Source organism: Pantoea sp. X-Soil-OKNW-556 (genome assembly GCF_059730695.1).
The window spans coordinates 1,485,732-1,499,451 of the sequence record NZ_AP035990.1; the positions used below are offsets into that span (position 1 = coordinate 1,485,732).

The 13,720-nt window shown below is 55.0% G+C and carries 9 protein-coding genes; 4 read left to right on the top strand and 5 right to left on the bottom strand.

Features of this window, described 5'->3' with window-relative positions:
* Positions 1-19: 19 nt before the first annotated feature.
* Positions 20-2,296: an ATP-dependent Clp protease ATP-binding subunit ClpA gene (clpA, locus tag AC6I8T_RS06815; protein WP_021182587.1), complete on the top strand. Its 2,277-nt coding sequence runs from the start codon at positions 20-22 to the stop codon at positions 2,294-2,296.
* Positions 2,297-2,519: 223 nt separating this feature from the next.
* Here the strand turns inward: clpA and infA are convergent, their stop codons facing one another.
* The 5 genes from infA to trxB form a co-directional block, all read right to left on the bottom strand.
* Complete coding sequence (infA, locus tag AC6I8T_RS06820; RefSeq protein ID WP_002211347.1) at positions 2,520-2,738, bottom strand: translation initiation factor IF-1; 219 nt, start codon at positions 2,736-2,738, stop codon at positions 2,520-2,522.
* Positions 2,739-3,084: 346 nt separating this feature from the next.
* On the bottom strand, positions 3,085-3,777 hold the full coding sequence (aat, locus tag AC6I8T_RS06825; RefSeq protein ID WP_021182588.1) for a leucyl/phenylalanyl-tRNA--protein transferase: 693 nt from the start codon (positions 3,775-3,777) through the stop codon (positions 3,085-3,087).
* Between the two features lie 33 nt (positions 3,778-3,810).
* On the bottom strand, positions 3,811-5,541 hold the full coding sequence (gene cydC / locus AC6I8T_RS06830; protein WP_208725117.1) for a heme ABC transporter ATP-binding protein/permease CydC: 1,731 nt from the start codon (positions 5,539-5,541) through the stop codon (positions 3,811-3,813).
* Positions 5,541-7,310 carry a heme ABC transporter permease/ATP-binding protein CydD gene (cydD, locus tag AC6I8T_RS06835; protein ID WP_497833623.1) on the bottom strand — a complete coding sequence of 590 codons (1,770 nt, stop codon included), beginning with the start codon at positions 7,308-7,310 and terminating at the stop codon, positions 5,541-5,543. Before cydD ends, cydC begins: the two co-directional genes overlap by 1 nt.
* A gap of 145 nt (positions 7,311-7,455) precedes the next feature.
* Positions 7,456-8,421, bottom strand: a complete 966-nt coding sequence (gene trxB, locus AC6I8T_RS06840; protein ID WP_497833624.1) for a thioredoxin-disulfide reductase — start codon at positions 8,419-8,421, stop codon at positions 7,456-7,458.
* 523 nt (positions 8,422-8,944) lie between these two features.
* Between trxB and lrp the strand changes: the two genes are divergently transcribed.
* The 3 genes from lrp to lolA all read left to right on the top strand — a co-directional run bounded on the left by lrp (position 8,945) and on the right by lolA (position 13,714).
* The gene (gene lrp, locus AC6I8T_RS06845; protein ID WP_006118610.1) at positions 8,945-9,439 is read left to right on the top strand and encodes a leucine-responsive transcriptional regulator Lrp; all 495 of its coding nucleotides are present in this window, start codon (positions 8,945-8,947) and stop codon (positions 9,437-9,439) included.
* Positions 9,440-9,558: 119 nt separating this feature from the next.
* The gene (locus tag AC6I8T_RS06850) at positions 9,559-12,927 is read left to right on the top strand and encodes a DNA translocase FtsK 4TM domain-containing protein (protein ID WP_497833625.1); all 3,369 of its coding nucleotides are present in this window, start codon (positions 9,559-9,561) and stop codon (positions 12,925-12,927) included.
* Between the two features lie 175 nt (positions 12,928-13,102).
* A complete protein-coding gene (gene lolA / locus AC6I8T_RS06855; RefSeq protein WP_497833626.1) occupies positions 13,103-13,714 on the top strand; it encodes an outer membrane lipoprotein periplasmic chaperone LolA in 612 nt (203 codons plus the stop codon).
* Positions 13,715-13,720 lie beyond the last annotated feature (6 nt).

Sequence of the window (13,720 nt, forward strand, 5' to 3'; positions counted from 1 at the left end):
TAATTGGGGGAGGTGCCTAATGCTCAATCAAGAACTGGAACTCAGTTTAAACATGGCTTTCGCCAGAGCGCGTGAGCACCGTCATGAGTTTATGACCGTCGAGCATCTGTTGCTGGCTCTGCTCAGCAACCCGTCGGCCAGAGAGGCACTGGAAGCCTGTACGGTGGATATCGTGGCTCTGCGACAGGAACTCGAAGCCTTCATCGAACAAACCACACCGGTGTTGCCTGCCAGTGAAGAAGAGCGCGATACGCAACCGACGCTCAGCTTCCAGCGCGTGCTGCAACGTGCGGTTTTCCATGTCCAGTCATCCGGGCGCAGCGAAGTATCGGGTGCCAATGTGCTGGTCGCCATTTTCAGCGAGCAGGAGTCGCAAGCGGCTTATCTGCTGCGTAAACACGAAGTGAGCCGCCTCGATGTGGTGAACTTTATCTCCCACGGTACGCGTAAAGACGAGCCTGGCCAGGCACAGAATGCGGAAAATCCGGTTAACGAAGAGCAAGCAGGCGGGGAGGAACGTATGGAAAACTTCACCACCAATCTTAATCAGCTTGCTCGAGTCGGTGGGATAGACCCGCTGATCGGCCGCGAGAAAGAGCTGGAACGGGCTATTCAGGTATTGTGCCGTCGCCGTAAAAACAACCCGCTGCTGGTGGGGGAATCCGGTGTCGGTAAAACCGCGATTGCGGAAGGCCTTGCCTGGCGGATTGTGCAGGGTGATGTGCCGGAAGTGATGAAAGATTGCACCATCTATTCACTGGACATCGGTTCGCTGCTGGCGGGCACCAAGTATCGTGGTGACTTTGAAAAACGTTTCAAAGCGCTGCTGAAGCAGCTGGAGCAGGACAACAGCAGCATTCTGTTCATCGATGAAATCCACACCATCATTGGTGCGGGAGCGGCATCGGGTGGTCAGGTGGATGCAGCGAACCTGATCAAGCCGTTGCTTTCCAGCGGTAAAATTCGCGTGATGGGGTCAACCACCTATCAGGAATTCAGTAACATTTTTGAGAAAGATCGGGCGTTGGCGCGTCGTTTCCAGAAAATCGACATCACTGAACCGTCGGTTGAAGAAACGGTGCAAATCCTTAACGGTCTGAAACCGAAATACGAAGCGCACCACGATGTTCGCTATACCGCCAAAGCGGTCCGTGCGGCGGTGGAGCTGGCGGTGAAATACATCAACGATCGTCATCTGCCTGATAAGGCAATCGACGTGATCGATGAAGCGGGTGCGCGTGCGCGCCTGGTACCAGCCAGCAAACGTAAAAAAACGGTCAATGTCTCGGATATTGAGACGGTGGTTGCGCGTATTGCGCGTATTCCGGAACAAAGCGTCTCGGCAACCGATCGCGATACGCTGAAAAACCTCGGCGATCGTCTGAAAATGCTGGTATTTGGTCAGGATAATGCCATCGAGGCACTGACTGAAGCCATCAAGATGAGCCGTGCGGGTCTTGGCCAGGAACGTAAACCGGTGGGTTCCTTCCTGTTTGCCGGTCCGACCGGGGTAGGTAAAACCGAGGTGACGGTGCAGCTGGCGAAAGCGCTGGGCATTGAGCTGCTGCGTTTCGATATGTCGGAATATATGGAGCGTCATACCGTCAGCCGTCTGATTGGTGCGCCTCCGGGCTATGTCGGTTTTGACCAGGGTGGCTTGCTCACCGATGCGGTGATCAAACATCCACACGCCGTGGTGTTGCTGGATGAAATCGAGAAAGCGCATCCGGATGTGTTCAACCTGTTGTTGCAGGTGATGGACAACGGCATGTTGACGGATAACAACGGTCGCAAAGCCGATTTCCGTAACGTGGTGCTGGTGATGACCACCAACGCCGGGGTTCGTGAAACCGAGCGTAAATCGATTGGTCTGATTCAGCAGGACAACAGCACTGACGCGATGGAAGAGATCAAAAAGATCTTTACGCCGGAGTTCCGTAACCGTCTCGACAACATTATCTGGTTCCGTCACCTGTCGACTGAGGTGATTCATCAGGTGGTGGATAAATTTATTGTTGAGCTTCAGGCTCAGCTGGATGCGAAAGGCGTGTCGCTGGAAGTTAGCGATGATGCGCGTGACTGGCTGGCTGAAAAAGGTTACGACAAAGCAATGGGTGCACGTCCAATGGCGCGTACCGTGCAGGAAAACCTGAAAAAACCGCTCGCCAACGAACTGTTGTTCGGTTCACTGGTAGATGGTGGCTCAGTCTCCGTCGCGCTGGATAAAGAGAAAAACCAGCTGACGTATCACTTCCTGAGTGCGGAAAAACGCAAAACCGAAGGTACCGTGCATTAATTAAAAGCCTTACAGGTCAAAAGCCCCTCTGGTGCATTGCATCAGGGGGGCTTTTTTATATGCCTGCATTGACTCGTAGTGGCGCGATTTATCGCGCAAATCAGTGCCGGTTGTCGATAAAACCCGCGCGATAAATCGCGCCGCTACGGATTGCGCATGAAAAAGGCCGGATGCAAATCCGGCCTTTTTTCGCGTTCAGAAAACGCGTGACGTGAACAACAAATCAGCGACTACGGAAGACAATGCGGCCTTTGCTCAGGTCGTACGGGGTCAACTCGACAGTCACTTTGTCGCCCGTCAGGATGCGGATGTAGTTTTTGCGCATTTTACCGGAGATATGAGCGGTAACCACGTGCCCGTTTTCAAGCTCTACGCGGAACATGGTGTTAGGTAACGTATCCAGTACGGTACCTTGCATTTCAATATTGTCTTCTTTGGCCATCGAATCCTCTGGGTGAACTACCAAACTGTTGAACCGGCAAGATAATGCCGAATTCCATGATTTATGTAAAGAAACGTTGGTGATTTTGCCAACACTTCGCCGTGCGTCGCGCCAATTGCGCGTGCATTACGGATAAATTCGGGTGTTTTTGACGTCTGCGGGGGATTAGCGGGCTAAGAATCTGTAGCAATTGGCCTCTGATGCGCAACTGAAACAGCTTCGGGAAAACAGTCACTTTCCCAGCCTGGCAATTCCGGCTCGCCACAGCGAAGCGCGGACGACATACCAAACTCGACTATTATATCACTTTCACTGCGTATTGTGTGCAAAACATCTGCGCCAGCGCTCAAAAAAGGGTTTGTGTTTGCCAGCAACCCGCTAAAACAGGCTGCCATGCCAGGGTTTGTACATACTGCAAATAATCCACGCGCGGAATCTCTACGGCACCTAGCGAGGCGGTATGGGGATTCAGTACCTGGCAATCAATCAGTCGGCCATGATGTTGCAGAAAATGTTGACTGAAAACCCACAACGCGGTTTTGGAGGCATTTTCCTGACGACTGAACATCGACTCGCCGCAAAAAATCTGTCCCAGTGCCAGCCCGTACAACCCCCCGACCAGACGTTGTTCATGCCACACTTCAACCGAATGCGCATGGCCCAGTTCATACAACCGTAGCCAGGCGCGTTTGACCTCGAAGGTGATCCAGGTGCCTTCCTGACGATTACTGGCGCAGCCTTCCAGTACCTGCGCGAACGCCTGGTTCATGGTGACCCGATAGGGGGATTGACGGTGAAAACGCGCCATACTGCGGCTGAGGTGGAATGATTCCGGCAACATCACCGCGCGCGGATCGGGCGACCACCAGAGAATCGGGTCGCCGGGCGAAAACCACGGAAAAATACCACGCTGGTACGCATTCATCAGACGAGCAGGGGAGAGATCACCCCCCATCGCCAGCAAGCCATTTGGCTCGCGTAGCGCCATTTCCGGAGGCGGGAAATGCAGCGAATCGCGTGACAGTTGGACCAATCTCATTGCGTTAATCACCCTTACGGCAGTTCGCTAAGACTATAGCGCAAACCGTTGATGGAAACGCCAGTAGCGTCCTGCTTTTGAGATTAATTCGTCATGGGTACCCGATTCAATGATTTGTCCCTGGTCCATCACACAAATACGATCCATGTGCGTCAGGCCGCTAAGACGATGCGTCACCATAATCAGGGTTTTGCCGTGGCTGACCTGCTGCAATAGCGTCAGGATTTGTTGCTCAGTGGTAGCATCCAGACCTTCGGTTGGTTCATCCAGCAACCATAAATCGCCACCATGCAGCACCGCGCGCGCAATCGCCAGACGACGCAGTTCGCCACCGGAAAGAGGGCGGCCACCTTCCCCCATCCAGGCATTCAGACCTTCGCTGTGATCCGCCAGATGGCCGAGGCCGACCTGATGCAGGGCTTCGATGAGTTGTTCATCGCTTGCCGTCGGTGCTGCCAACAACAAATTGTCACGCAGGGTCTGGCTAAACAGATGCACCCGTTGTGTTACCACGCTAATGCGCTGACGCAACGAGGCTTCATCCCAGTTGGCGAGAGGCTGGTCGTTCAGCGTGATGCTGCCCTGTTGCGCTTCCCAACCTCGGGTAATCAATGCCAGCAGGCTGGATTTGCCACATCCGGTTGGCCCAAGCAGCGCCAGATGTTCGCCTGGCTGCAAATGCAGGGAAAAATGATTCAAAACCGCTTCAGGGCGTTGTGGATAGCTGAACTGAATATTATCCAGCGCCAGGCTAATGCCGGGTGTGGAGTGGATTTTGGCGCTCGGGAAACGAATGGCCGGAGGCTGATCGATAATCTCCTGTACCCGCTGCGCCGCGCTGGTGACCTGCGCCAGAGGCAGGAACGCACCTGCGACCGGTGCCAGTGCTTCAAAGGCCGCCAATCCGCAGAAGACGAACAACGCAATCAACGCGCCAGGCGCGCTATCGTAACCGACGCCTGCCGCAGAGATCCACAGCAACAGCGTGACCGTCACACCGGTGATAAGTAGCAACAAACTTTGCGCCAGCGCCTGTAAACGGTGTTGTTTACGTTGTGCCTGCTGCCAGTCGGTTTCTTCCTGATCCAGTTGCGCGCGCCAGCGTACGGCCGTGCCATAAATTTGCAACTCGGCTAAACCAGTGAGCCACAGCGTCAGCTGTAACCGCCAGTTGGCCTGATGGCGTGCAATACGCTGACCTGCCGCTGCGCCAACGCGCCAAAACAGCGGTGGCATCAGCAACAAGGTTGCTAACATGATGCCGCCCAGCAGCAGCGCCAGTGGCACATCCAGCCAGGATAATCCCAGCGTCACGGCGAGAATCACCGCCGCCGCGCCAATCAGCGGGGAGATCACACGCAGATAAAGGTGGTCTAGCGTATCGACATCGCTGACAAAGCGGTTCAGCAAATCACCCTGACGGAACTGCGCCAGTTGTTGCGGTGCCAGCGCAATTAATTTACTGAAAGTAAAGACACGCAAATGCTGCAATACGCGGAAGGTCGCGTCGTGGCTGACCAGACGCTCAAAATAGCGGGCGGCAGTACGAATAATGGCTGCACCACGCACGCCAGCGGCGGGCAACATGTAGTTGAAACTGTACAAACCGGCCACGCCGGCCACCGAAGAGGCGGCGAGGAACCAGCCGGAGAGCGTCAGCAGGCCGATGCTGGCTAACAGCGTGGCGATGGCCAGCACGATCCCCAGACCAAGACGCCACGGATGGCGTCGCCACAGACGTAAAAAAGGCATCAGGCTATGCATCAGGCAATCTCCCTCTGGCGATGTTGCACCATCTCACGCAACGGACCTTCCTGCTGATGCAACTGCTGCCAGTCACCCTGTTGCACCAGTTGGCCGTTTTGCATCACCCAGATCTCATCCCAACTGGCAAGATCGCTGAGTTGGTGCGTAATCATCAGGGTGGTTTGCCGCGTAGCGGCCTGTTTCAGGGCGCTCATCACGCGCTGCTCGCTTTGGCTATCCAGGCCAGAACCGGGTTCATCGAGCAGCAGCAGTTGTGCCGGTTTCAGCAGGGCACGCGCAACGGCAATGCGCTGTGCCTGGCCGACGGATAAGCCGGTTGCGCCATCGCCGAGCGTTGTATCCAGCCCCTGAGGTAAACGCGGCAGAAATTCAGTGACCCCGGCTTGATTGAGGGCGTTTTCCAGTTCAGCCTCACTCACGGTACGTCCCATCAGCACATTGTCGCGCAAGGTGGCAGCCGGAAGGTGCGGGTTTTGGCCGACCCAGGCGAGATGGTGTTGCCAGTCTGAACGTGGCATATCACGCAACTCGTGACCATTAATTTTCAGGGAGCCCTGATAGGGGAGAAAGCCGAGCAGGACATTCATCAGCGCGGTTTTACCGGCACCGCTTTGCCCTACCAGCGCGACCCGTTTACCTGCGCTCAGGTTAAAGCTCAACGGCTGGGACAGTGACTCTCCTTTGGCCGTCATTACCACCAGATCCTGGGCTGTTAGTTGAAGCGGGGCGGAGAAGGTGAACGGCTCGCCTGATTCGTCAGATTGCACTTCCGGGCTTTCTTGCAGGAAACGATCCAGTGCATCGGCACCGCCCACCGCCTGGGCTTTAGCATGATAAAAAGTGCCTAAATCGCGTAGCGGCTGGAAGAATTCGGGCGCGAGGATTAAGGCCAGGAAACCGGCAAACAGCGTGACGCCGCCGTGGTAATGACCAAAATTCAGCTCGCCAAGATAGGAAAAGCCGAAGTACACCGCGACCACGGCAATCGCCAGGGAGGCAAAAAACTCCAGCACCGCCGAAGAGAGGAAGGCCAGACGCAGAACTTCCATGGTGCGCTGACGAAAATCGGTGGTGCTGCGGGTGATGGCCTGTTGTTCTGCACTGGCGCGATCAAACAGGCGCAATGTTTCACGGCCACGCAGACGATCGTAGAAATCACCGCTCAGACGCGCCAGCGCAACGAAATTGCGGCGGTTGGCATCGGCCGCGCCCATACCGACCATTGCCATAAACAGCGGAATCAAGGGTGCTGTAACCAGTAAAATCAGGCCAGCCGCCCAGTTAATCGGGAAGATCGCCACCAGAATGGCGCAGGGAATAAACACCGCCAGCGACATCTGTGGCAGATAGCGCGCGTAATATTCCTGCATCTCCTCAATTTGCTCCAGCAGCAGGGTGGCCCAGCTACCGGCGGGCTTGCCCTGAATCCATGCCGGACCCAACGTATTCAGACGGTCCAGAACCTGCTGACGCAAGGCGCGGCGAATCGCCATTCCGGCGCGCTGGCCTGCCATTTCGCGACCATAATTCAGCGCGGCACGCAGCACAAAACACAGCAGCAACAGGGCAAACTGGCTCAACAGTTCCGTGCGAGGTTGATGGGCGATGATCAGAGCTTGAAGTAGCGTGGCGAGCAGCCAGGCTTGGGCGATAATCACCAGGGCGCTGGCAAATCCCAATAGAGAAACCAGACGCAAACTACGCGCACCGTGATGACGTTGCTGGCGGAGCCAGCGGAGAAGTTCCTGTTGTCGCGATTTGTTCATACGAAGCCGTTCAATTACTCAGAAGAGAAGTCGTTGCGAAGCAAAAACCCCAACAACGTCAGGCGCATGAACTGTAGCACGCAGGTAATAAAAAAGGCGACCAAAACAGGTCGCCTTCAGCAAATATGATCAGGTTATTAACAAGTTACTTATCGTTTTTAACCAAACCATCCAGGTAATGCTCTGCATCCAGCGCCGCCATACAGCCGGTGCCTGCTGAGGTGATTGCCTGGCGATAGATATGGTCCATCACATCGCCCGCGGCAAACACGCCAGGGATGCTGGTCTGGGTCGCATTGCCATGCAGACCAGACTGAACTTTGATGTAACCATTCTCGAGGGCTAACTGGCCTTCAAAGATGGCGGTGTTGGGGCTGTGGCCGATAGCGACAAACAGGCCGGCCACTTCCAGTGATTCAGCCGCGTCACCTTTGGTCGACAACAGTTTCAGACCGGTTACGCCCATCTGATCTCCCACGACTTCGTCCAGCGTACGGTCGGTATGCAACACGATATTGCCGTTGCGTACCTTTTCCATCAGGCGGTCGATAAGGATTTTTTCGGCACGGAAGCTATCACGACGGTGAATCAGATGCACCTCAGCGGCGATATTCGCCAGGTACAGCGCTTCTTCCACGGCGGTGTTGCCGCCACCGATGACCGCGACTTTCTGATTGCGATAGAAAAAACCGTCGCAGGTTGCACAGGCCGATACGCCTTTACCTTTAAACGCTTCTTCTGACGGCAAGCCGAGATAACGGGCGGAAGCACCGGTCGCGATGATCAGCGCATCGGCGGTGTACTCGCCGCTGTCACCGGTCAGGCGGAAAGGACGGTTCTGCAAATCGACCGTGTGAATATGGTCGAAAATGATTTCGGTATTAAACTTTTCGGCATGTTCGTGCATGCGTTCCATCAGCGATGGACCTGTCAGATCGTGCGGGTCGCCTGGCCAGTTCTCCACTTCGGTGGTGGTGGTGAGCTGACCGCCTTTTTCCAGACCGGTAATCAATACCGGATTCAGGTTGGCGCGCGCGGCATAGACTGCAGCGGTGTAACCGGCAGGGCCGGAGCCCAGAATGAGCAGCTTACTGTGTTTGGCCGTACTCATGTGTTCCTCAGTTTTTTGTCTGACAACATAGCTAGCGATTGTAGGGAAATTGCCGCCGCAAAAAAAGTCTTCAGCAATTTTGTTAACAATCGCTGCGAGCGGCGTAGACGATGAGAAGGAATTCTGCACGCGGATTGCGCCAAAAGGGGGCAATGCTCGGTAATTTGTGGTGCAGCTGTATAAAAAATCTCATTAGAAAACAGGAACCCAGCACTCTGTCTGGCATCTTGTACTGAATTTGGATGTTTTACTTTGACAATCGCCTGCGCATTTGCGAAAACATTGTCAGAAGCAAAGAAGATTTAGCGATACAAAACAGAATTTCATACCTGTTTTGGTTTGTTTCGCCAGATTTAAACAGTCTGACATTGGTAATGACGCATGATGTGGACAGACAACATGCGTCATACGGATGGTCGCATTACTGCACAGGCTTATCGTCTTCACTTCGAGTAAGGCCCTGAGCAATGAATGTTTTCAGGGTGTGGCAGGTTAAGGGAAGGAATTAAGAGAGACAATAATAATGGTAGACAATAAGAAGCGCCCCGGAAAAGATCTGGATCGTATCGACAGAAACATTCTGAATGAATTGCAGAAAGACGGTCGTATTTCCAATGTCGAGCTTTCGAAACGTGTTGGATTATCACCGACGCCGTGTCTTGAGCGTGTTCGTCGCCTGGAACGTCAGGGTTTCATTCTTGGCTATACCGCACAGCTCAACCCGCACTATCTCGATGCTTCGCTGCTGGTATTTGTTGAGATTACTCTGAATCGTGGCGCGCCAGATGTGTTTGAGCAATTTAACGCCGCCGTGCAAAAACTTGAGGAAACTCAAGAGTGTCACCTCGTTTCCGGTGACTTTGACTATCTGCTGAAAACCCGTGTGCCGGATATGTCAGCATATCGCAAGCTGTTGGGTGAGACCTTGCTACGCCTGCCGGGCGTAAACGACACCCGCACCTATGTGGTAATGGAAGAGGTCAAACAGAGCAATCGCCTGGTGATCAAAACCCGTTAACGCAGGGCAGGTGCAAAGCGTGCAGGATTTCGGTACACTCCTGTGAATTCATACAGGACCAGCGTCGGGCCAGCCCGACGCTGTTGCCTTCTTAATTTACAGGCACCTGGAGTGTTCTCTTGAGCCAGGAATATACAGAAGACAAAGACGTTTCATTACAACCGCTGAGCAGCGGACGTCGGCTGCTTGAAGCGTTGCTTATCCTTGTGGCCCTGTTTGCCATCTATCTGATGGTTTCTTTGGTCAGTTTTAACCCTTCCGATCCCAGTTGGTCGCAAACGGCCTGGCACGAGCCTATCCACAATCTGGGTGGCAGCGTCGGTGCATGGCTAGCCGACACCTTGCTGTTTATCTTCGGCGTGATGGCCTATGCCATTCCTCCGGTCATTATTGGCTTGTGCTGGATTACTTTCCGTCAGCGCGATCGTCACGACTACATCGATTACTTTGCGGTGGGGCTGCGCCTGATTGGCGTGCTGGCGCTGGTGGTAACCACCTGTGGTCTGGCGGCGCTTAACGCTGACGACATCTGGTATTTCGCCTCCGGTGGTGTGATCGGCAGTCTGATCAGCAACGCGATGGCACCCTGGTTCAGCTCCGCAGGTGGCACTTTAACGCTGCTGTGCGTCTGGGCGGCGGGGATTACCCTCTACACCGGTTGGTCATGGTTAACGATTGCCGAAAGAATCGGCGGTGTTGTGATGGGCGTGCTGACATTTGCCAGCAATCGCTCCCGCCAGGATGAACCCTGGCAGGAAGAAGATGAATACGAGGACGAGCAGGAGCCGGCCGATGAGGCGGTACCCGCATTGCGTGCGGCTGCATCTGATGACGATGATGTGCTGCTGGCAAAACCGCGTAAGGTGAATGAGGCACCGCTTGATGCTGCTGGGGATGATCCCCTGTTGGCGAAAGCCAGTGCCGCTACGGCAGCAGCGATTGCGGTGAGCAGCGAAGCGGCTCGCCAGGAACCCGTAGTACAACCGACAACGTCGCCAGCGGTTGTGCCCGCAGCGCCGCAGCCGGTGGTGCAATCGGTCCAGCCTGCGGCTACGGTTCCTCCTGCTCCGACAACACCGGTGGTGGCTGAAACTCCCGCCGCGCCGCCGTTATACCGTTTTGAAGTGCCGGCGGAAACCTCGCCGTTCTCACCGGTCGACGAGGACGATGGCCCGAGGATGGGGAACTGGCAGGATGCTACGCAGGCACCCTCCGCGCTCAATACCACCGCCAGTGTGGCGCTGGCCGCCGGAGCGGCAAAAGTTGCTGCTTCCAGTGCGCCTTATACGCCAGCTTTCGATGTGGTGCCGGAGCGTGATTACAATCCGCAAGTTAAGCAGGGTATTGGCCCGGAGCTGCCTCGTCCGAACCCGGTGAAATTACCTACGCGCCGTGAGCTGGCTTCTTATGGCATCAAGCTTCCGTCACAGCGGATGGCTGAAGAGAAAGCTAAAGAGTCAGAACAGCAGGCTACCGCCGCGCTGGATCCTGTCGCGGCTCAAGATGCTGCGGCGTTACAGGAAGCGCAATTGCGTGACGCTTTTCAGTCTCAACAGCAGCAGCGTTATGGCGAAAGTTGGCACACGGATGCGGAAGACGAAGATGCGTTGCAGCAGGCACAACTGGCGCGTCAGTTTGCTGAACAGCAGCAACAGCGTTACCGTGCAGAAAAAGAAGCTGAAGCGGATGACGGGCCGGTATTTAATCTCGACACATCGTCGGCCTTTGATTTCTCACCGATGAAAGATCTGGTGGATGACAGCCCGAGTGAACCGTTATTCACCATTGCGGCCACGCCAGAACCTGAAGCTCCTGCACCTGCACAGTGGCAGCAGCCGGTTGCGCCGCAGCCGGAGGTGATGCCCTCCTTCGATGAAGAGAGCAGCCCGTGGTCAGCCGCTGAAGAAGCGGAACCGGTTGAGGAAGAGAAACCGGCCAAATCGGTACACGATAGCCTGTTCCATCCCTTCCTGGTGCGCCATGAACAGCCGCTGGAGCGTCCATCCACGCCTTTGCCAACGCTGGATCTGCTGACGCCACCACCCTCGGAAGAAGAGCCGGTAGATATGTTCGCGCTGGAGCAAACGGCGCGATTGGTGGAAGCGCGCCTTGCTGATTACCGCGTGAAGGCGGAGGTCGTCGGTATCTCGCCGGGGCCGGTCATCACCCGCTTTGAGTTGGACCTCGCGCCAGGCGTCAAAGCCGCGCGTATTTCCAACCTGTCGCGTGACCTGGCCCGCTCGTTGTCGGCGGTGGCGGTACGTGTGGTAGAGGTGATTCCGGGCAAACCTTATGTTGGTCTGGAACTGCCGAACAAGCATCGTCAGACGGTCTACCTGCGTGAAGTGCTGGATTGTGCCAAATTCCGCGACAATCCTTCCCCACTTGCAGTGGTGCTGGGTAAAGATATTGCCGGTCAGCCGGTGGTGGCCGACCTGGCAAAAATGCCGCACTTACTGGTGGCGGGTACCACCGGCTCGGGTAAATCGGTCGGCGTGAACGCTATGATCATCAGCATGCTGTACAAAGCCACGCCGGAAGAAGTGCGCTTTATCATGATCGACCCGAAAATGTTGGAGCTTTCGGTGTATGAAGGCATTCCGCACCTGCTGACAGAAGTAGTGACCGACATGAAAGATGCGGCGAATGCGCTGCGCTGGAGTGTGGGTGAGATGGAGCGTCGTTATAAGCTGATGTCTGCGCTTGGCGTGCGTAACCTTGCCGGTTACAACGAAAAAGTGGAACAGGCTGAGGCGATGGGCCGTCCGATTCCTGATCCATTCTGGAAGCCTGGTGACAGTATGGACACCACGCCACCAGTGCTGGAAAAACTGCCTTACATCGTGGTGATGGTAGATGAATTTGCCGACCTGATGATGGCGGTAGGCAAGAAAGTGGAAGAACTGATTGCCCGTCTGGCGCAGAAGGCGCGTGCGGCAGGTATCCATCTGGTGCTGGCGACCCAGCGTCCGTCAGTGGATGTGATTACCGGGTTAATCAAAGCTAACATCCCGACACGTATCGCCTTTACGGTATCGAGTAAAATCGACTCGCGTACCATTCTTGACCAGGGCGGTGCGGAATCGCTGCTCGGCATGGGTGATATGTTATATATGCCGCCCAACTCGTCGATGCCAATGCGTGTACATGGCGCATTTGTTCGCGATCAGGAGGTTCATGCGGTGGTGCAGGACTGGAAAGCGCGTGGTCGCCCACAGTATATCGATAGCATCACGGCAGGCGAGGAGAACGAAGGCGGTGCCGCCGGTCTGGAAGGCGATGAAGAGCTGGATCCGCTGTTCGACCAGGCGGTGGCTTTTGTGGTGGATAAGCGTCGTGCATCGATTTCTGGTGTGCAACGCCAGTTCCGTATCGGTTATAACCGCGCCGCGCGCATCATTGAACAGATGGAAGCGCAGGGGATTGTGTCTGAACCTGGACATAATGGTAACCGTGAGGTGCTGTCGCCACCGCCGCATGAGATGTAACTGCTTACTCTCCAACAGTTAATCCCGGGCCAGTATTTACTGGCCCATTGTTTATCTGGCAGTCGATCCCCATATCAACGGGAGCTTTCGGCTTTTTCTCCTGTCGAAGAGACAGTGCGGCAACTACGTTTAATGCAGTAAGTGTCGGGAAACAATGAATAAGGAATCGAATCAGATGAAATTACGCGTGATTGCCTGCGGTCTGCTGGCCTCTTTTCTTTCCGCTTCCGTGCTGGCTGATGCTTCCAGCAATTTGCAGCAGCGTCTGAATAAAGTGAATAGCTTCCATGCCAGCTTTAGCCAGAAAGTGACCGATGGTAGCGGAGCGAACGTGCAAGATGGTGAAGGTGAGTTGTGGGTAAAACGTCCCAGCTTGTTTAACTGGCATATGACGGCACCGGACGAAAGCGTGATCATTTCCGATGGTAAAACCCTGTGGTTTTACAATCCGTTTGTCGAGCAGGTTAGCGCCAGTTGGCTGAAAAATGCCACCAGCAACACCCCGTTTATGTTGATCGCCCGTAACCAGCCGAGCGACTGGAAGCAGTACAACATCAAACAGCAGGGCGATAATTTTGAGCTGACGCCAAAAAGTAGCGACGGCAATCTCAAGCAGTTCACCATCACGGTCACGCCATCTGGCACCATCAATCAATTCAGTGCGATTGAACAGGATGGACAGCGCAGCAGCTATCAGCTGAAAAGTCAGACCAATGGGGCAATTAGCCCGGATAAATTCACCTTTACGCCGCCGAAAGGGGTAACGGTAGACGATCAACGTCAGTGAGGTCAC